Raw genomic sequence first — 17,685 nt, forward strand, 5'->3', positions numbered from 1 at the left:
AGTGTCGAGGCCTGACACGATCGTCGGATGGAGATGGCGATGAACGACCGCAGCGGCCCCGCAGCTGCGCCCGACGGACGCGCGTCGCGGCGGATGAGCAGGCTGTCCTTGTTCTGCGCGCTCGCGGGACTCGCGCTCATGATCGGGGGCCTCCTCGTCCGGTCCGCCTCGGTCTTTGACGCGATGAGCGCCAGCGCCAACCTCGTCGTTGTCGGCGAGTCGGCGGTGATGAGCGACGGGGAGTTTGTCCGTTCGCTCCTGCCCGCCGCCCGTGCGGCGGGGATCGTTCATCTGGTGGGTGTCGTCGCCGGGTTGGTGGGACGAACGCGGGCCGAGGGGCGTGGGGAGCTTGCGCGCTGTGCGCTCGGAGCGGGTGCGAATGCCTTCTTCCTCGCCTGCGCCTGCATCATCCCGGTCGTCGGCATGGTCCGCGATCCGCGGGCCCTCGTCCCCCTGCTGGTTGTGTGCGGCGCAGCGGCCTTGGCCGCGTGCGTTGCCCTGTTCCGCCGCGTCTTTGCCAGCCCGGGCGCGATATCGGTGGGGGCGGGAGTAACGGGAATGTTGGCGATGGCCGGAGCGCTGCTTGTCGGCCTATTCGCGATGCTCCACGAGCTCGCTACGACGCCGGGGCGACCGTTCTTGCCCGCCCTGATCGTCGTGGCCGTCTGCATCCACATGTCCGTCCCGGCGGGCCTCATCCAGCTGACGGGCCTGATCGTGGGAATACGGGCGCGCCGACGCGCCGACAGCGAGGCCGAGCGGGCGCTTGCCACGCGAGGAATAGTCCTGAACGCGCCCCTGTGCTGGTGCGTTCTCCTCCTCCCGCTGGTGCTTCTCTCCGCGAATCCGTAGAACGCTCTCCCCGCGACGAGTGGGCTCTCGCCGCTTCGTCGCGGCGGCGGGGCTACCCGCCTCACTTCCCGTGGTACCGGGGGCTGGTCCCGATGTGCATGGGGTAGGTGATGTCCGAGTTGGACAGGAACGACTCGTCGAGGCCACGGTAGACGTAGGAGTCGTCGTACACGATTTCGGTGGGGACAACGAGGCCATTCGTATACTGCTGGACCTCCTCGGGAGTGGGGCTGCTTCCCCCGCCCTCGTCCGCCAGGGGGTTTTCATCGGGGTACTGGGAGGGATCCGTGTTGACGAGGCCTCCTGCATCCGCCGCGCCGTACCCCGTGTACTTGTTCCAGCCGCTCTGGTCGCTCAGACCCGTGTGGGTCAGGGCCTGCAGGAGCTGGTTGGCGGTGGCGTCGGGCCACTTCTGGCGGGCGAGCGCCAGGAAGCCGGCGACGAGGGGAGCTGAAACAGAGGTTCCCGACGTCTGGATGAGTTGTCCATCTTCGTAATTGCGATACGTGAAGGGGCCGCCGACGGCTGCGGTGGTGACCCCGTTGCCCCAGGAGGAGTAGTCGGCGCGCTTGCCGCTGGTGTCGATCGAGCTGACTCCTACGACACCGGACCACCAGGACAGGGACGAGGCAGTCTCATCCTTTGCTTCGTTGCCTATCGCGTCTGTGATAATGACTCCTTCGGACATTGCGCGTGCCATAGCCCATTTGAGCCCTATATCGCGGGAGGTGGTTCCGTGTGCGTTGGTGATGATCTGTGCGCCGTCGTTGATGGCGTGATTGATGAGTGAAGCGGGTCCGTCTTTCTTCGACTTCTTATCGTTGCAGTCTTCCGAGGACGTGTCTCCCGCGGACGGTGCAGATAGCTTGTAGACCACCAGTGTGGCATCGGGTGCTACCCCGTACGTTGGCGACACAAGGATTGAAGCAAGCGCCGTTCCGTGGCTCTTGGAACGCAGGGATGACGTGACGGTGCAGGGGGTTTTGTCGGTGATGGTTGCGCCTGTGAGTTCGGGGGCGGTGGTGTCGACTTCGCCGTCGAGGAGGGCGATGGTGACGCCTTGGCCGGTGTAGCCTTTGGCTCGGGCTTGGTCGAGGTGGTAGTAGGCGTAGTAGGGTTGGTCGGCGGCTGTGATGGTGTCGGCGGCGTGGGCGGGTCCTGCGGGTAGGGCGGCGGTGGCGACGCTGAGGGCGGCCGCGCAGGCGGCCGCGCGTGCAGCTCGGGCGGCGCGTGTGGGGGGTGTGGTTACCATTGGCGTGGGTCCCATCCGTCGTCTTTCGTGGGGGCGGGGGTGATGTCCTTGTCGGAGCCGTAGGTTTGGGACATGGGGTTGACGTAGCCGGGGGGCAGCTCGTCCTCCTCGTCGAATCTGAAGGGTTCGTACTTGCGTTTGGGGGTCTTCTTCTCTTCTTTGCTGGCCCCGGCTCCGGCCCCGCCTCCCATGATGCCGCTCATGCCGGGCCTGCCCGCGGCGTTACCTAGGTGTTCCCCCCTGCTCCGCGTCGTGACGCGTCTGATCGTGCTTCTGGGAGTCGAAACCAACGTCGCTCACAGGACCCTCCGAGAAAGTAAAACGCAAGCCGAGCCTGCGGATGTCAATGAGATGATGCTCATCATATGACCAACCGGGAAGGGGCGCAAAAACCGCCCACAACGACCGGGGGCCGCGGCGCCAGACGCCGCGGCCCCCGTCAGCACAAGCCTCTCAGAGGGTCAGTGTCCTTCGGTTTGCTCGAAGGTAGCCTTCTCGGCATCGGTCTCCGGAACGAAGGAATCGGTGTCCAGATCCGCCCAGTACTCCTCGGCCCAGGGGTCCTCAATCGGCTGCGAACGCTTCCACAGGATGTAGCCCGCGCCCGCAACCGTACCGACCAGGGCGGTCAGACCCAGGGCGCGCAGCACGCGGCACCTGCGGCGCTTGCGCGTCGGGGTCGCCAGCGCGGCGGCCGAGGCCTCCGTTGCGCGGCGCGCACGATCCGACAGGGAGCCGCGAGCCGAGAGCGCGGCTCCCGCCTGGTTCACAGCGAGCGAGGCGCGCGGCAAGTAGTCATCGACCAGGTGGCCGCGAGCGTTCTCGATCGCGGGACCCGCCGAGGCCGCGGCAGCCTGGGCGCGAGCCGCAGCGCTGTCGATGGCGGGTGCGGCGTGCTCGATCGCGGAATTCAGCGCGGCCTGGGCGCGGGGGGCGGCCCATTCGACGCCCTGATTGGCCAGATCCGCCACCTTCACGGCAACCTTCCCGGCGTAAATGGCGGCTGCGTCCCGAAGCTGCTGAGACGAAGCGCGCAGCTTATCTGCATCGAAAGTCGGCGAAGTAGCCATGATGTCTCCGTTCCTGTCCACGATAAACGGGGCGCGGGCGCGCCACTGACTCCTATTGTGCTACAACCGCCTGTGATCTGCAGCCCACCACCCCGACAAACTCACCGAACGGACAGGAAACACCCAGGAAAAGATGCAACCATTGTCCACATGAAAGCAATTCTCCACACCACCGCCGGCGACATCACCGTCGAACTGTTCCCCAACCACGCCCCCAACACGGTGACCAACTTCGTGTCCCTGGCCAAGGGTGAGCGCGAATGGGTTGACCCCTCGACCGGTCAGAAGACCTCCCGCCCCCTCTACGACGGCACCATTTTCCACCGCGTCATCCCGGGCTTCATGATCCAGGGAGGCGACCCCCTCGGCACCGGCACCGGCGGTCCCGGCTACCAGTTCAACGACGAGATCCACCCCGAACTCACCTTCAACGAGCCCTACCTGCTGGCCATGGCCAACGCCGGAAAGCGCATGGGCAAGGGCACCAACGGCTCCCAGTTCTTCATCACCGTCGCCCCGACCCCCTGGCTCCTGGGCAACCACACGATCTTCGGTAAGGTCGCCGACGAGGACTCCAAGCGCGTCGTCGACGCCATCGCCGCGACCCCCACGGGCGCGGGCGACCGTCCCGTCACCGACCAGGTCATCAACTCCATCGAGATCGTCGACTGACCGTTCCTCCTCTTCATCAACGAGGCCGGGGCCGCCCCCGCTGCCCAGCGCAGTTGGCGGGGCGACGCGCCCCGGCCTCGTCCCCTACCCGCCGTCCGAAAGGGAAGCCATGAGCATGCCAAGCTACGGCCAACGCTCCGATCCGCGCGCCGCCCCCGACTGCCCGCGTCACCCCGGAGCGCGCGCCGTCGACTACTGCAAGCGATGCAACCGCCCCATGTGCGTGGACTGCGTGGTCCCCACCGAGGTGCGCTCCATCTGCGTGGATTGCGCCGCCTCCAAGCGCGGCTGGTCGGGGCGCGTCTCGCGTGCCTCCGCGGCGGGCGCGCCTGTCGTCACCTACGCGCTCATGGGGATCTGCGTGCTCATGTTCGCCCTCACCTGGCTGGTGCCCTCCGTGGAGTCCTCGCTGATGCTGGTTCCCGCCCGCCTCATGAGTCAACCCTGGACGATCCTCACGGGAGCCTTCCTGCACGGGGGGATCATGCACATCGGCTTCAACATGCTGACCCTGTACTGGGTGGGGCGGGCCATCGAACCGGCCCTGGGGCGGTGGCGCTACCTGACCATCTACCTGGTGAGCGCGCTGGGCGGCTCCGCCTTCGTCATCGCGTGGTGCCTCATCCAGCCCGCGCAGATCTACGTGGGGACCGTCGGCGCCTCCGGCGCGGTCTTCGGCCTCTTCGGCGCGGTCTTTGTCCTCCAGCGCCTCCACGGATCCGACACGACATCCATCGTCGCCCTCCTGGTCGCGAACCTCGCCTACGGGTTCATCGCCAGCGGCATCTCCTGGCAGGCGCACATCGGCGGCCTCGTCGTCGGCGCAGCGGTCACGTGGGCCTTCGCGCGCCTGTCCCGCCCGCGTCCGGGGGTGACCGAGGCGGCGCAGAATCGCCGCGAGGTGTTCGCGGCACTCGGCATGGTCGCGGGAGCCATCGCGCTCAACGCCCTGGCCTTCCGTCTCCTCCTCGAAGTGTACGGGGCGTGAGGGGACCGGCACGAGCGAGTTCCGCGCAAGCTATCTGAGGATGACCTAACATGGGGGAGGGTCGGCGACGGACCGACCCTCCCCGTAGCTTCGCAGGAGACACCATGACCAGCCCCTGGGACCTGTACGACGAACTCATCGACGAGATTCCCGCCGACCTGACGGCCACGAGCATCAACACCGAGGGAAAGTGGCGCCGCGTCTCCTCCAGCGACAGCGGAGTAGGGATGGCCTTCGGCATGAACGTGCAGTCGCGCCCGCGCGCCGTCTCCGACCCCGCCGAGCTTCTCGGACGGCCCCTGCGCGACGTCGCAGCCCTCGCTAAATCCTGGAACTTCGAGGACGCCGGCATCGGCGTGGCGGCCATCAACGCCTACCACTGCCACCCCGATCGGGCCCTCGCACACGGATTCACACCCTGCGCCGAAAACAACTGGGCGCGCACCTTCCACCCCTACGCGCCCCTCGTTGCCGACAAGCGAGTGGCCATCATCGGACACTTCCCCTTCGCCCCCGCGGCCTTGCCCGACGCCGGAGAGCTGATCGTCCTGGAACGCAACCTCTTCGACGGGGACTACCCGGACTCGGCCTGCGAGTACCTGCTTCCCGAGATGGACTACGTGTTCATCTCCGGATCCGCCTTCGTCAACAAGACCATCCCGCGCCTGCTCGAACTCGCCGAGGCGGCGCACACGATCGTCCTGGGCCCCTCAACCCCGGCATCCCCCGCGCTGCTGCGCGCAGGCGCGAAGACCGTCCTGTCGTTCGCCAGCGCGCACGCAGCTCGCCTCGAGGACGGCCTGGCCGGACGTTCCCTTCTCGGCATGTACGATGCCGGCATGAGGGTCCGACTCAGCCGCGCGTGAGCGTCGGCGCCCTCAGCGCCACCGAAGCGTCATCAGGAAACCAACCATCATCGTTCCGAGACCCACCGCGATGTTCCACGCGCCGAGCTTGGGCACCGGATACGTCCCCGACGAAATGTAGTAGACGACGACCCACAGCAGGCCGAGAATCATCAGAGTGATGAAGGCCGGCGCCCACCAGGCGGGGCTGAGCGGAATCCCGTCGGTCCAGTTCTGGATCTCGGTATCGTCCGTGGCCTCGCGCCCGTTCTTCTTACGCTTCTTGGATTCGGCCACGCCAGATCCTCCCTGCTTGGCCCGCGCGGGAACACGAAACGCCCGGCGGTGATGAATTAGTCGCAACACTAGCGTAGTCTCGGACATGAAAAGTGCCAAAGCGCAGCGCCACGAAAGGAGGGATAGATGCCCGGAATCCGTGCCCGCCACCTGATCGGCGTGCTCGCAGTCACCGTCGCATCGGGTCTCCTCTTCTCCGTCTCCGCGCTCAACGAACGCCGACACCCCGCCGCCACCTCCGACCTGTCCACCCTCGTGCGCACACGGCAGGAGCAGGTCCGCCAACTCGAGACAGAGGTCTCCTCCCTGGACGCCGCAATCGAGGGCTTCTCTCCCGCGCAATCGGGCACCGCCGCCGAGGATGCCTTCACCGCGGGCTCCACGCGGCCCGTCTCCGGGCCCGGCGTCCAGATCACGCTGTCCGACGCTCCCGTCGGCCAGGTCCCCGCGGGAGCCACCCCCGATGACCTCGTCATCCACCAGCAGGACATCGAGGACACCATGAATGCACTGTGGAGCGGCGGAGCCGAGGCCATGACCGTCCAGGGAGTGCGCGTCACCGACCGCACCGTGATCCGCTGCATCGGCAACGTCATCCTCGTTGATGGAACCAGCTTCTCCCCGCCCTATGTGATCCAAGCAATCGGTGATCCTGCGGCCCTGCACGCGGCGGTCGCCTCGAACCCACGTATGGTTAACTACCAGGCCTACGTCGCCAAGTACGGCCTCGGCTGGGACATGCAAACGAAGGACGCACTCAGCTTTGCGCCCGCCACAACCTCATCGACCGTCAACTACGCAACCGTGGAGGAAACGAATGGGTGAACACGTCGCCCCCGCCTCGCCGACGAAGAAGAGACGCTCCAATATCTTCTGGAACATCGTCGGAGTCGTTGGAGAACTGCTCATCACCTTCGCTTTCGTCATCGGCCTGTTCTCAGTCTGGCAACTCTACTGGACGACCTACGAGGTCTCCGGCCAGGTCGAGCAAACCATCGCCTCGTTCGAAGAGGACCACCAGCCCACCAAGCGCACCCAGGGCGAGACGCGCACCGACGATCCGCCCGAGTTCACGCGTGAGGTCGGCGCCGGCGAGGTATACGGCCTCATCCACGTTCCCACCTGGGACTGGATGAAGATCCCCCTCGCCGAGGGCACCACGTCCGACGTGCTCGACCAGGGCTGGGCCGGCCACTACGACATGACCACCCAGCCCGGCGGAGTCGGGAACTTCTCCGTCGCCGGACACCGCCGCACCTACGGCAACAACTTCCGTTGGATCGACCGGCTCACTCAGGGCGACAAGGTCGTCGTGGAAGTCGATGACCACTACCTCGTCTACTCCATGGTTTCCTCCGAGATCATCGACGCCACCGACCCCACTCAGATGCGCGTCGTCGCCCCCGTCATTGACGACGTGTCCTGGTCCGAAACACCGACCGAACGATGGATGACCATGACCACGTGCCACCCCGAGTACGGCAACTGGCAGCGCTTCATCGTCCATCTCAAGTTCGAATCCTGGACTCCGAAGGACACGGGCGTCCCCGCCGAACTCGTCGACGAACCCCAGAACTGAAGGACCCCTCATGTACGCATGGATCTTCCGCCACCTGCCCGGACCCATCTGGTTGAAAGTCATCGAGTCTGCGATCCTCATCGGCGCGGTCGTCGCCGCACTCTTCACCTGGGTCTACCCCTGGGTGCAGACCTACCTGGAGCTCGGGGAATCCTCCGTCGGCGGCGCCTAGCCGCCCACGCGCTACGCGAGGCCGCCTCGCCCCGGCCTCGCACCGTATCCGCCGCCCGTGTATCGGACGGCGCCCGCGCGAGCCCCGATGCCTCGCCCTACGATGGGTGGCGGAGCAAGAGGCGCGACCTCGCACATGGAAGGACCGACGTTGGCACGAATCCTCTGCGTTGACAACTACGACTCGTTCGTCTTCACGATCGTGGGCTACCTGCGCCACCTGGGTGCCGTCGTGGACGTCGTGCGCAACGACGTCGTGGATGCTGCGTGGTTCGAGTCCGGATACGACGGCGTCCTCGTCTCCCCCGGACCGGGCGACCCCAAGAGCGCCGGAGCATCCCTGCAGACCATCTCGGACTGCGCCGAGCACGAGGTTCCCATGCTGGGGGTGTGCCTGGGACACCAGGCGCTGGGTGAGCTCTTCGGAGCGACCGTTGGGCACGCGCCCGAACTGATGCACGGCAAGACCTCCGTCATCACGCACGACGGGCGCGGTGTCTTCTCCGGCGTCCCCTCGCCGCTGACGGTGACCCGCTACCACTCGCTCACGATCGACCCGGCAACGCTTCCCGACGATCTTGAGGTCTCGGCAACCACCGAGCGCGGCATCATCATGGGGGTGCGTCACCGCTCCCTGCCCCTCGAGGGCGTCCAGTTCCACCCCGAATCGGTTATGACCCAATCCGGGCACCTGATGCTCGCCAACTGGCTGGCGGCATGCGGCGATCTCGGCGCGCGCGAGCGTGCCGCCACCCTCAAACCCGTCGTCGCGCAGCGCTTCACGCTGTAGGCCGCGCGGGGCCCTTCAATCGGGCCAATGGGGGGAATTACGTCATTTAAAGCGCGCTGTCGGCGTGTCGTCGGCGTGTCGGACCGCTAGTGGTGCAAATCCCCCCGTTTGGTTTTTGCCGTCGCGACCGCCGGCCCGTGTCGCGGGCGAATCGGGTGCGCCTGAGGGGCCGCGTGCGGGCAGACGCGACGCCGACGCTTTCCTATGTCCCTGGCCGCCTGTGCCCACCACACACACGACGAGGCCCACACACACGACGAGGCCCGCGCCCCAGGAAGTGTCCTGGCGGGCGCGGGCCCCACGCGCGGGCGGCGGTCATGCCGAGGCTAGCTCTTCTTCTTGTTCCCGTTGTTGCCGTTATTTCCCGCCTGGGGGCCCTTGGACACCTTGAGCTTCACGGTCGAGTTCTTCTCGACCTTGGAACCCTCGCCGGGCTCGATGGACAGGACCTGGCCGGCAGGCTGGTTGTCCGCCACTTCCTCGACAGTCACGTTCAGGCCGAGAGCCTTCAGCTGTGCCTGAGCGTCCTCGCTGCTCGTGCCCACGACCGTGGGGATCTCCACCTGGGCGGTCTTGCCGTTGGAGACGGACACGCCAATTGTCGTGCCCTTCTTGACCTTCGTGCCGGTCGCGGGATCCTGAGCGACGATCCGGTCCTTGTCCTTCTCGGAGTCGACGCTCGTCACGTTCCCGAGCTCCAGGCCGACGGCCTTCAGGGCGCTCCTGGCCTGATCCTGGCTCATGCCGCTGAGGTCCGGGACCTCGACCTCGTCGGATCCCGAGGACAGGTAGACGCGGATCGTCTGACCGGCCTTGACCTTCGAGCCGGGGGAGGGGTTCGTCTGAGCGACCTTGCCCTCGGCGACGGTGTCCGAGGCGACCTTGCTGGAGTCGAGCTCCCACTTCAGCCCCAGGGCCTCGATGGCCTTGCGGGCGTCCTCGGGCGTCATGCCCACCAGGTTGTCCGGGAGAACCACCGAATCGGGGCCCGATGAGATCGTGACCCGCACCGTTGAGCCCTTCTCGGCCTGGGTACCGCCGGCCGGATCGGTCGAGGCGACGGACCCTTCCTCGACGCTGTCGGAGGCAACCTTCTCAGAGTTGAGCTCCCAGACGAAACCGGCGGCCTCAATCTGGGCCTTCGCGTTCGCCTGACTCAGGCCAACGACGGTGGGAACCGCTACCGTTTCCGGCGCTGCGGCGCGGCGCGTCAGCGCCCACACCGACCCGGCGATCAAGAGCAGGGCGATGGCGACGACGGAGGCGATGATCACGGTGCGACGCTTACGGGCCTTGCTCGCCTCCTCCGCCGTGTCCGCTCGCTTGGCGACCGGCGGGAGTGACGTGGAGGTCGCAGCCATGGCCTGGCCGCCGCCGCGGGGGGCGACCGCCGACATCGGCGTGGTCGCGGCGGTCTGCGCGCCGCCCATCCCCGAGGTAGGTAGGACCTCCGTCGCCCACGAGTCGGCGGGTGGGGCCGCCACATCCAGGCCGCGCGAGACCCGCTGCAGGTCCGAGAGCATCGCCGCCGCGCTGGGGTAGCGGTCCTCGCGGTTCTTCGCGAGGGCCTTGAGCACGACGCGATCCAAGGAATCGGGAATATCCGACAGGATCGAGGAGGGGGTCGGGGGAATCTGCTCGACGTGCTGATAGGCGACGGCGACAGCGGAGTCCCCCTTGAAAGGCGGGCGACCGGTCAGCAGCTCGAAAAGCACGACGCCCGTCGAGTACAGGTCCGAGCGCGCATCCACGGTCTCGCCGCGCGCCTGCTCGGGAGACAGGTACTGGGCGGTGCCAACGACAGCGTTCGTCTGCGTCATCGTCGCTTGCGAATCCGTCAGGGCTCGGGCGATGCCAAAGTCCATGACCTTGATCTTGCCGTCCGAGGTGAGCATGATGTTGCCCGGCTTGATGTCGCGGTGCACCAGGTGATTCGCGTGCGAGTAGTCGAGCGCGGACAGGACGCCCGACACGATCTCCACGGCCTCGTTGATGGGAACGGCCGTCCCGTCGGAGATCAGGTCCTTCACCGTGTGGCCCTCAACGTACTCCATGACGATGTAGGGGACGGCGATCGAACGCCCAACGGCGTCCTCGATGATCTCCTCACCGGTGTCGTAGACGGCAACGATGTTCGGGTGATTCAGCGACGCCGCCGACTGTGCCTCTCGCCTGAAGCGCGCCTGAAAGATCGAGTCCTGCGCCAGGTCGCGTCGCAGCATCTTGATGGCGACGACGCGCGACAGGCGAGTGTCGAAGCCCAGGTGGACCTCGGCCATTCCGCCGCGCCCGATGAGCGAACGGACCTCGTACCGGCCGGCTAGACGGTGGGCCATGGGCTCTGCCATGTCCTGACCTCCTCGATGATGAGGGCCCCCGCACTTGGATGCATCAGGGAGCCAAGCATGTGTCTGATCGTAATAGCTAGGAGTGCAATCAGCGCAATCACGATGACTGCGACAACGACCGCGCGGATGATCTGCCTGGATACTGGGACGGGTGGGGCAACGACGCTGCGCGAGTAGGCCGTCTTGGTCGGCGGCTGAGTCTGCTGCGCGGAGCGGGCATCAAGCTCGTGCCAGCGGCGCCCCCGCGCCTTCTTCGGCTGCTGCTCGTAGACGGAGCGGCGCGGACGCGTGGACGCCTTCTGTCCGCGCGGCTGAGGGACGGTGCCGTACACGCGCGGAGTCGACCCCGTGGATGCACGTGCAGCCTTCGGTCCCGACGCGCCCTTCGCGCGGTGGTCGTGGGTCACCGGTGCGGGCTGAGAGGTGGGCCGAGGGATGGGCGGGGACGCCTGTCGGGTCGATTGGCGTTGCGCCTGCCCCGCCTCACGTCGTTTGCGGGCGTCGCGCAGCTCGCGTGCGCGCTGTTCCTCTTCGCGGGCGACCTGGGCGCGCCGCCGCTCCTCGGCGACGTCTTCGGCCTGGCGGTGCTCCGCGCGCTGACGCAGACGCTCGGCCAGTGCGGCCCGCCGATCAGCGGGCGTGTTGGCCGTCGCCGAGGCGGGCGCGCGCGAGGCCGGGGGTGTCGGGATGGGAGCGGGTCGGGGCGCCGGGGACGAGGCCTGCGCGCTGCCGCGGGCATCGGCTGACGTCGGGTGCTTGGCGGCGTCGGCCGCGCGTGCGGGAGCCGAGGGGGCCGCCGCCTTCGTCGGACGGGGAGCCGGGGTCGGCGAGGGAACCGGATCCGAGGCCGGAACGGGGGCCGCCGCGGTGGGTCGGGGCGCTGGTTTCGGTGCAGGGGTGGGGGTTGGGACGGGCGCCGGAGACGTGGGGGTGACGGCGCCGTGGCGACCCGTGGAGGTGAGCGAGCGAACGGCGCCAGACGGCTGCTGCCCGTGAGCGCCGCCACCGGGGTGCAGGCGGCGCACCCTGGTGGGTGCCGAGTCAGGCTCGACGCGAGAGGGCACCTCGGCCTCGTCGAGGATGCGGGGGACCGACGCGTGTCGTCCCGTGATCGGGATCGGCGCGGAGGAGGGGGCGATCGTGGTTGCCTCGTCGATGACGGACAGAGCGTGGCGACCCGTGTGGGAGCGCACGGCCGGGGTCAGGCCCGACGGCGGCGCCAGCATCTCGTCGGGCAGCGTACGGCGCGTCAGGTGACGCACGGGGGCGACGATCGGGACGGAGGGCTGCACGGGCGTGCGGACCTCCGTGGTGCGCTGGGCGGCCTTGGGGAGCGGCAGCGGGCGCGGAGTGACGGAGATGCCCATCGCCTTGGCCGCGCTGGCGATCTCGCGGACCGCCGCAGACCCTGACTCGGGGCGCTTCGCGGGGTCCTTCTCGAGCAGGTGCAGGATCACGTCGGCCAGCGGCTCGGGTACGAAGTCGGGCAGGGGCGGCACCGGGTCATTGACGTGCGAGAAAGCGATGTCCACCTGGGTTTCCCCCGTGAATGGGCGCCGACCGGCGGCCGCCTCGTAGGCGATGACGCCGAGGGCGTAGAGGTCCCCGGTGGGGGTGGCGACCTCGCCCATCGCCTGCTCGGGAGGCAGGTATTGGGCCGTGCCCATGACCATCCCGGCCGCCGTCAGGTTGACCTGCCCGGTCGCCCGCGAGATGCCGAAGTCCGTCAGCTTCACCATGCCGTCGGGACGCACCAGGATGTTCGCCGGCTTGATGTCGCGGTGGACGACGCCCGCGCGGGCCGCGGCTCCCAGCGCCATCGCGACCTGCACGAGAATGGGCATGAGGTACTCGGGCTCGATCCGGGAGCCGCCGCGAAGATAGTCGGTGAGCGGGTATCCGTCGACCAGCTCCATGATGATCCAGCCAATCCCGTCCTCCTGGCCGGAATCCTGGGTATTGGCGATGTTCGGGTGTGAAATGGACATCGAATTGCGTGCCTCGAGGCGCAGGCGGGACAGCGAGAGCTCCTCGCCCGTCAGCTCGGGACGCAGCACCTTGGCGGCGACGATGTGGCCGCTGACGCGATCGCGGGCCTTCCACACCTCGCCCATGCCACCCTGGGCGATCGGCGTGAGCAGCGTGTACCGGCCCCCGAGGACGCGCCCGGCGCCCGAAGTCATGCGTGATGCGTTCACTTCAGCCCCGCTTCCAAGATGGCCCGCGCGACGGGTCCGGCCACGTCGCCGCCGTGGGGCGTGGGGGTCTCGTCGTCGCCCTCGACCAGGACAGCGAAGGCGATCTTTGGCTTGTCCGCCGGGGCGAAACCGATGGCCCACGCGTTGGCTCGCTCGCCCTCGCCGGTTTCCGCGGTACCGGTCTTGGCGGCGACCGAGACGCCGGGCAGCGCCATCGTGGTGCCGGTCCCATAGGGTTGGGAGACAACGCCCTCCATCATGGAGCGCAGCTTCGAGGCCGTCTCGGCGGAGATGGGGCGTCCCGCGTCCGTCGGGCTGCTGGAGCGAACCACCTGATTGTCGGCGTCCACGATCGAGGCAATCAGGTACGGGGACATCATCTGGCCGTCGTTCGCCACCGTCTGGGCGACCTGAGCCATCTGCAGGGGCGTCGTCTGAACCGTGTACTGACCGATCGAACTCATCGCCAGCTGAGCGGAGTCGACGCCCGTCGGGAACACGGAGGGCGTCACCGTCAGGGGGATCTGCGACTCGCGGCCGAAACCGAAGCGATTCGTCACGTCCGTGAGCTGCTGGTTGGTGAGCTGCTCGGAGGCCAAGACGAAGGTCGTGTTGCACGAGCGCGCAAAGGCCTCGGCGAGGGTGGGATTACCGTCGCCGCAGGTGGAGGACTCAATGTTGGTCACCTCGGTGGCTGTGCCCGGCAGCGTCGTTGATACGGGCGACGGCATGCGCGTCTCAGGCGAGGCCACGCCGTTCTCGATGAGCGCGATCGTGGTCAGGATCTTGAAGGTCGAGCCGGGCGCGTAGCGTTCGGAGATCGCCCGGTTGAGCAGGGGCTTGTTCGGGTCGGAAGACAGGGAGTCAAAAGCGTCCGTGACGGAGCCCGCGTCGGAGGACGCCAGGGCGTTGGGGTCGTAGCTTGGCGAGGAGTACATGGCGAGCACGGCCCCCGTCGTCGCGTCGAGAGCCACGACGGCCCCCTTGCGGTTGCCGAGCGCCTGAGCTGCCGCCTGCTGCATCTTGGAGTTCAGCGTCAGCTCCACGCCGCCGCCCTGGCGGTTTTGGCCCGTCAGGAGGTTGCGGATGCGCTGCCCCAGCAGGGTCTGCGACTGGCCGTCCAGGACCGACTCTTCGGCGGCCTCGATTCCCGTCGACGCGTTGCCGACCGACGAGAAGTAGCCGGTGACCGAGGCGTACAGCGGACCCTCGGAGTAGGAGCGCGCATAGCGCTTGGAGTCCTCTTCACGCTCCGAGGAGGCGATCGCGCTCTTGTCCACGATGATCGGACCGCGGTCGGTCTCGGCCGCGTGCAGGATCGTCCGTTGGTTACGCGGGTCGGCGTTGAGGGAGGAGGCCGAGACGAACTGCGTGTTGGTGACGCCCACGCCGAGCAGGGCGAACATGAGCAGGACGATGACGAAGATCTTGCGGATCTGGGCGTTCACTCGGCGTCACCTACCCTCACGGCGGGTTGAATGCCTGAGTTCCACGGCGCGGGAGTCGACGCGGGACGCCTGGCCGCGTCCGAGACGCGGATGAGAAGCGCGACGGTGATCCACGAGGACACCATCGAGGACCCGCCCGCTGCCAGGAAGGGAGCGGTCAGACCGGTCAGCGGAATGATCCGCGTGATGCCGCCCAGCACCACGAACAGCTGGATCGCAAGCGAGAAGCTCAGGCCGGTCGCCAGGAGCTTGCCGAAGCCGTCGCGCACAGTCAGGGCGGCCCGAAGCCCGCGCTGGATGAGGATGAGGTACAGGACAAGGATCGCGGCCATGCCGGTGAGCCCCAGCTCCTCGGCGAAGGAGGAGAGGATGAAGTCCGAGTTCGCCAGGGGCACGAGCTGGGGGTAGCCCCGGCCCCACCCCGTGCCCATCAATCCGCCCGAGGCCTGACCGAACAGGCCCTGGACCAGCTGATACGACCCCTCGTTGTAGACCGTGGGGTCCAGTGCGTGCAGCCAGATGTTGAAGCGGGTCTGGACGTGGCCGAAGGACCGGACGGCGATGAAGACCGTGGGAACGAAGAGCGTAAAACCGATGACCAGCCACGAGACGCGGTTTGTTGCCACGTAGAGCATCGCCACGAAGAGGCCGAAGAACAGCAGGGAGGTCCCCAGGTCGCGCTGGAGGACCAGGATCGCGATGCCGATCAGCCACACCACCATGATGGGGCCGAGGTCGCGCGCGCGAGGCAGCCGCATCCCCAGGAGCTTGCGCCCGCCGATGGCCAGGTTGTCGCGGTTGGTCACCAGGTAGCCGGCGAAGAAGACCGCGAGGGTGATCTTGACCAGCTCGCCCGGCTGCACGGAGAGAGGTCCCAGGTGGATCCACACGCGCGCGCCGAACGTTTCCTGTCCGAGACCCGGGATCATGGGCAGCAGCAGGAGGAACAGGGAGAGGGCACCGAAGGTGTAGGTGTAGCGACGCAGCATGCGGTGATCGCGCAGCGCGATGAGAATGATCGCGGCGATGACGATCGCGATACCGACGAAGAGGGCCTGGCGGAAGCCGACCACGGCCTCGCCCCTGCGCGCGTAGGACAGGTCCAGGCGATAGATCATCGCCAGTCCCAGCCCCGTCAGGGCCACGGCGATCGGCAGGATCACCGGGTCCGCGTAGGGGGCGAGGAAGCGCACGCCGATTTCGCCGATGACGGCCAGGGCGAGGAGCACGCCAACCTGCGTGAGGAGGTTCGCGGGGATCGCGCCCGTGTAGTTGAGGGAAGTGAGCGCGTATCCGGCGATGCCCACGAGCAGGGCCAGCCCCATGAGGAGCAGCTCCAGGAAGAGGCGCGGCCTGGCGGGCGCGATTGATACGGTGGCCATTACGAGGCACCCCCGCTCTGGTTACCCGACTGGCCCGGTCCCGACTGGGGCGCCCCGGACTGCTGGCTTAGGGCCGCGTTGTCGGCGATGGAACGGCGAAGTCCCTCAATGTAGGAGTCGATGTCGGCCCGTGAGGAGCGCAGCACGGGGGTGTCGAGACGCTGGCGGTCCACGGGCGCGAGGTCTGCCAGCGCGACGTTGGATACCTCGACGGCGTGCGACAGCTGCCACGGGCCGATGGACTGGGGGATGCCCTGGTAGATGACGACGTACCCGTCCTTGCCGATCGCGTAGTACTGGGTTTGGGTCCACTTCCAGGACATCCACGACGCGGCGATGACGAGGACTGTGACGAGGGAGACGAACACGGGGGTCCACCAGGAGGTGCGAGGCTTGAGGTCTTCGGGTGCGTCTTCCTCGTCGGCCGCGCCCGCCCGCGCGCTCGAGCCCAGGGCGGCCGCGCGCGCCGCGGCCCCCTCGCCGCCGCGCGACTTGGCGTGACGGTCGATGGCCGCCGCGCCGACGATCTGCGGCGGGGCCGGCGGGTAGGTGCCCGCGGGAACGATGTCCGCGATGACGCACGTAATGTTGTCGGGGCCACCCCCCAGTAGCGCCAGGCGGATGAGCTCCTCGGCGCATTCGCCCGGATCCGCAAAGTCAGCCATCACCTGGCCGATGGTCTCGGGGGAGACGAGGCCCGAGAGGCCGTCGGAGCACAGCATCCATCGGTCGCCGACGACGGCCTCGCGGATCGTCTCGTCGGGGGCCACGTCGGCCTGCGCGTCGCCCAGGATCTTCAGGACGACGTTGCGGTTGGGGTGGTGCTCGGCCTCCTCGGGCGTGATTTGGCCGGTGTCGACCAGGTATTGGACGAAGGAGTGGTCGGTGGTGACCTGGGTGAGGGTGTCGCCGCGCAGCACGTAGGCGCGCGAGTCGCCGATGTGGACCATCGCCAGGCGGTTGCCGCTGCGCATGAGCGCGATGCAGGTGGTTCCCAACCCCTCCAGGTCGCGATCCCGGCTGGAGCGGTCGGTGAGTTCTTCGTGCGCGTCCAGGAGCGCCTCGCGCAGGAGGGGCAGCATCGAGTCCGCGGGGTGCGAGTCCGTGTCGAGGGGAACCAGGTGCGCGAGGGCCACCGAGGAGGCGATGTCGCCGCCCGCGGGTCCGCCCATGCCGTCGGCGAGAACGAGGAGGTTGGCGCCGGCGTAGCCGGAGTCCTGGTTGTTGGAGCGCACGAGGCCCACGTCGGAGCGGGCAGCGTAGTGAAATTGAACGGCGTTTCCTGACATGCTTCAGCCCACCAACTCGAGGGTCGTCTGGCCGATACGGATGACGTCACCGATCTTGAGCTGGCGCGGGGTGGCCAGCCGTTCGTCGTCGATGAAGGTGCCGTTTCGGCTGGAGAGGTCTTCGATCCACCAGCCGTCGGACTGGGGGGTGAGGGCAGCGTGGCGGCTCGAGGCGTACTCGTCTTCGAGGACGAGGGTGCAGGCGGGGGATCGGCCGATGACGATGGGGGCCTCGCCCAGGGGCAGCATGGTGCCGACCAGCGGGCCGCCGGTCACCAGGAGGTCCTTGGGGGCGAGCGGGTTGGCGGACGTGCGCTTCTTCTCCTTGCGCTTCTCGCGTGAGGCCTTTCGCCGCGATGCTGCCTTGTCGCGTCCCTTTCCGCGCGGGGTCACGACGGTTCCGAAGATGTCGCGTCGCAGCGTGTTGACGGCGGCGAGTACGAGGAGCCAGAGCAGCACCAGGAAACCGATGCGGAAGACAGTGAATGCGAGGTCTGTGGTCAC

General features: G+C 67.8%; 18 protein-coding genes. 8 read left to right on the forward strand and 10 right to left on the reverse strand.

The features are described 5' to 3' along the window. The first annotated feature begins 39 nt into the window (after positions 1-39). Positions 40-852 carry a hypothetical protein gene (locus tag NQK35_RS08800; protein ID WP_257113914.1) on the forward strand — a complete coding sequence of 271 codons (813 nt, stop codon included), beginning with the start codon at positions 40-42 and terminating at the stop codon, positions 850-852. Between the two features lie 61 nt (positions 853-913). Here the strand turns inward: NQK35_RS08800 and NQK35_RS08805 are convergent, their stop codons facing one another. The 3 genes from NQK35_RS08805 to NQK35_RS08815 form a co-directional block, all read right to left on the reverse strand. Beyond that, positions 914-2,104, reverse strand: coding sequence for a S8 family peptidase (locus NQK35_RS08805; protein WP_257113915.1), 1,191 nt, complete (start codon positions 2,102-2,104; stop codon positions 914-916). Continuing rightward, the gene (locus tag NQK35_RS08810; RefSeq protein ID WP_373567034.1) at positions 2,098-2,307 is read right to left on the reverse strand and encodes a hypothetical protein; all 210 of its coding nucleotides are present in this window, start codon (positions 2,305-2,307) and stop codon (positions 2,098-2,100) included. Before NQK35_RS08810 ends, NQK35_RS08805 begins: the two co-directional genes overlap by 7 nt. Before the next feature lie 258 nt (positions 2,308-2,565). Continuing rightward, positions 2,566-3,174 carry a hypothetical protein gene (locus NQK35_RS08815; RefSeq protein ID WP_009212743.1) on the reverse strand — a complete coding sequence of 203 codons (609 nt, stop codon included), beginning with the start codon at positions 3,172-3,174 and terminating at the stop codon, positions 2,566-2,568. 150 nt (positions 3,175-3,324) lie between these two features. Here NQK35_RS08815 and NQK35_RS08820 point away from each other — a divergent pair, with 150 nt between their 5' ends. The 3 genes from NQK35_RS08820 to NQK35_RS08830 all read left to right on the forward strand — a co-directional run bounded on the left by NQK35_RS08820 (position 3,325) and on the right by NQK35_RS08830 (position 5,700). Continuing rightward, positions 3,325-3,846: a peptidylprolyl isomerase gene (locus NQK35_RS08820; RefSeq protein ID WP_257113916.1), complete on the forward strand. Its 522-nt coding sequence runs from the start codon at positions 3,325-3,327 to the stop codon at positions 3,844-3,846. A gap of 109 nt (positions 3,847-3,955) precedes the next feature. Next, on the forward strand, positions 3,956-4,834 hold the full coding sequence (locus NQK35_RS08825) for a rhomboid family intramembrane serine protease (protein ID WP_257113917.1): 879 nt from the start codon (positions 3,956-3,958) through the stop codon (positions 4,832-4,834). 104 nt (positions 4,835-4,938) lie between these two features. Continuing rightward, positions 4,939-5,700: a DUF364 domain-containing protein gene (locus tag NQK35_RS08830; protein WP_257113918.1), complete on the forward strand. Its 762-nt coding sequence runs from the start codon at positions 4,939-4,941 to the stop codon at positions 5,698-5,700. Positions 5,701-5,712: 12 nt separating this feature from the next. On the opposite strand, the gene NQK35_RS08835 is transcribed toward NQK35_RS08830, so the two are convergent. Next, on the reverse strand, positions 5,713-5,976 hold the full coding sequence (locus NQK35_RS08835; RefSeq protein ID WP_257113919.1) for a cell division protein CrgA: 264 nt from the start codon (positions 5,974-5,976) through the stop codon (positions 5,713-5,715). 126 nt (positions 5,977-6,102) lie between these two features. Here NQK35_RS08835 and NQK35_RS08840 point away from each other — a divergent pair, with 126 nt between their 5' ends. The 4 genes from NQK35_RS08840 to NQK35_RS08855 all read left to right on the forward strand — a co-directional run bounded on the left by NQK35_RS08840 (position 6,103) and on the right by NQK35_RS08855 (position 8,516). Beyond that, positions 6,103-6,801, forward strand: a complete 699-nt coding sequence (locus NQK35_RS08840; protein ID WP_257113920.1) for a DUF881 domain-containing protein — start codon at positions 6,103-6,105, stop codon at positions 6,799-6,801. Next, complete coding sequence (locus NQK35_RS08845; RefSeq protein WP_009212737.1) at positions 6,794-7,555, forward strand: class E sortase; 762 nt, start codon at positions 6,794-6,796, stop codon at positions 7,553-7,555. Before NQK35_RS08840 ends, NQK35_RS08845 begins: the two co-directional genes overlap by 8 nt. A gap of 10 nt (positions 7,556-7,565) precedes the next feature. Further along, positions 7,566-7,727, forward strand: coding sequence for a hypothetical protein (locus NQK35_RS08850; protein ID WP_009212736.1), 162 nt, complete (start codon positions 7,566-7,568; stop codon positions 7,725-7,727). Between the two features lie 135 nt (positions 7,728-7,862). After that, on the forward strand, positions 7,863-8,516 hold the full coding sequence (locus tag NQK35_RS08855) for a glutamine amidotransferase-related protein (RefSeq protein ID WP_257113921.1): 654 nt from the start codon (positions 7,863-7,865) through the stop codon (positions 8,514-8,516). 326 nt (positions 8,517-8,842) lie between these two features. On the opposite strand, the gene pknB is transcribed toward NQK35_RS08855, so the two are convergent. Genes pknB through NQK35_RS08885 form a run of 6 tightly spaced genes read right to left on the reverse strand, consistent with a single transcriptional unit; the run spans position 8,843 to position 17,685 of the window. Further along, positions 8,843-10,864 carry a Stk1 family PASTA domain-containing Ser/Thr kinase gene (pknB, locus tag NQK35_RS08860; RefSeq protein ID WP_257113922.1) on the reverse strand — a complete coding sequence of 674 codons (2,022 nt, stop codon included), beginning with the start codon at positions 10,862-10,864 and terminating at the stop codon, positions 8,843-8,845. Beyond that, the gene (locus NQK35_RS08865) at positions 10,837-13,047 is read right to left on the reverse strand and encodes a serine/threonine-protein kinase (protein ID WP_373567097.1); all 2,211 of its coding nucleotides are present in this window, start codon (positions 13,045-13,047) and stop codon (positions 10,837-10,839) included. The genes pknB and NQK35_RS08865 overlap by 28 nt, the downstream gene beginning before the upstream one ends. A gap of 11 nt (positions 13,048-13,058) precedes the next feature. Beyond that, positions 13,059-14,510 carry a peptidoglycan D,D-transpeptidase FtsI family protein gene (locus tag NQK35_RS08870; RefSeq protein WP_009212732.1) on the reverse strand — a complete coding sequence of 484 codons (1,452 nt, stop codon included), beginning with the start codon at positions 14,508-14,510 and terminating at the stop codon, positions 13,059-13,061. Beyond that, positions 14,507-15,892 (reverse strand): FtsW/RodA/SpoVE family cell cycle protein, encoded by a 1,386-nt coding sequence (locus NQK35_RS08875; protein WP_257113925.1) that lies wholly within the window; start codon positions 15,890-15,892, stop codon positions 14,507-14,509. Before NQK35_RS08875 ends, NQK35_RS08870 begins: the two co-directional genes overlap by 4 nt. Continuing rightward, a complete protein-coding gene (locus NQK35_RS08880) occupies positions 15,892-17,181 on the reverse strand; it encodes a PP2C family protein-serine/threonine phosphatase (protein WP_257113926.1) in 1,290 nt (429 codons plus the stop codon). The genes NQK35_RS08875 and NQK35_RS08880 overlap by 1 nt, the downstream gene beginning before the upstream one ends. Before the next feature lie 3 nt (positions 17,182-17,184). Further along, positions 17,185-17,685 (reverse strand): FHA domain-containing protein FhaB/FipA, encoded by a 501-nt coding sequence (locus NQK35_RS08885; RefSeq protein WP_048728501.1) that lies wholly within the window; start codon positions 17,683-17,685, stop codon positions 17,185-17,187.

Origin of the sequence: Schaalia odontolytica (assembly GCF_024584435.1) — a bacterium.
GTDB lineage: Bacteria > Actinomycetota > Actinomycetes > Actinomycetales > Actinomycetaceae > Pauljensenia.

What these genes read in the sequence shown, in the direction of transcription:
- NQK35_RS08805 (WP_257113915.1), bottom strand. Translation starts at nt 2,104, where the DNA reads ATGGTAACCACACCCCCCACACGCGCCGCCCGAGCTGCACGCGCGGCC.
- NQK35_RS08875 (WP_257113925.1), bottom strand. Translation starts at nt 15,892, where the DNA reads ATGGCCACCGTATCAATCGCGCCCGCCAGGCCGCGCCTCTTCCTGGAG.
- NQK35_RS08880 (WP_257113926.1), bottom strand. Translation starts at nt 17,181, where the DNA reads ATGTCAGGAAACGCCGTTCAATTTCACTACGCTGCCCGCTCCGACGTG.
- NQK35_RS08855 (WP_257113921.1), top strand. Translation starts at nt 7,863, where the DNA reads ATGGAAGGACCGACGTTGGCACGAATCCTCTGCGTTGACAACTACGAC.
- NQK35_RS08865 (WP_373567097.1), bottom strand. Translation starts at nt 13,047, where the DNA reads ATGACTTCGGGCGCCGGGCGCGTCCTCGGGGGCCGGTACACGCTGCTC.
- NQK35_RS08825 (WP_257113917.1), top strand. Translation starts at nt 3,956, where the DNA reads ATGAGCATGCCAAGCTACGGCCAACGCTCCGATCCGCGCGCCGCCCCC.
- NQK35_RS08845 (WP_009212737.1), top strand. Translation starts at nt 6,794, where the DNA reads ATGGGTGAACACGTCGCCCCCGCCTCGCCGACGAAGAAGAGACGCTCC.
- NQK35_RS08830 (WP_257113918.1), top strand. Translation starts at nt 4,939, where the DNA reads ATGACCAGCCCCTGGGACCTGTACGACGAACTCATCGACGAGATTCCC.
- NQK35_RS08810 (WP_373567034.1), bottom strand. Translation starts at nt 2,307, where the DNA reads ATGAGCGGCATCATGGGAGGCGGGGCCGGAGCCGGGGCCAGCAAAGAA.
- NQK35_RS08800 (WP_257113914.1), top strand. Translation starts at nt 40, where the DNA reads ATGAACGACCGCAGCGGCCCCGCAGCTGCGCCCGACGGACGCGCGTCG.
- NQK35_RS08850 (WP_009212736.1), top strand. Translation starts at nt 7,566, where the DNA reads ATGTACGCATGGATCTTCCGCCACCTGCCCGGACCCATCTGGTTGAAA.
- NQK35_RS08820 (WP_257113916.1), top strand. Translation starts at nt 3,325, where the DNA reads ATGAAAGCAATTCTCCACACCACCGCCGGCGACATCACCGTCGAACTG.
- NQK35_RS08815 (WP_009212743.1), bottom strand. Translation starts at nt 3,174, where the DNA reads ATGGCTACTTCGCCGACTTTCGATGCAGATAAGCTGCGCGCTTCGTCT.
- NQK35_RS08840 (WP_257113920.1), top strand. Translation starts at nt 6,103, where the DNA reads ATGCCCGGAATCCGTGCCCGCCACCTGATCGGCGTGCTCGCAGTCACC.
- pknB (WP_257113922.1), bottom strand. Translation starts at nt 10,864, where the DNA reads ATGGCAGAGCCCATGGCCCACCGTCTAGCCGGCCGGTACGAGGTCCGT.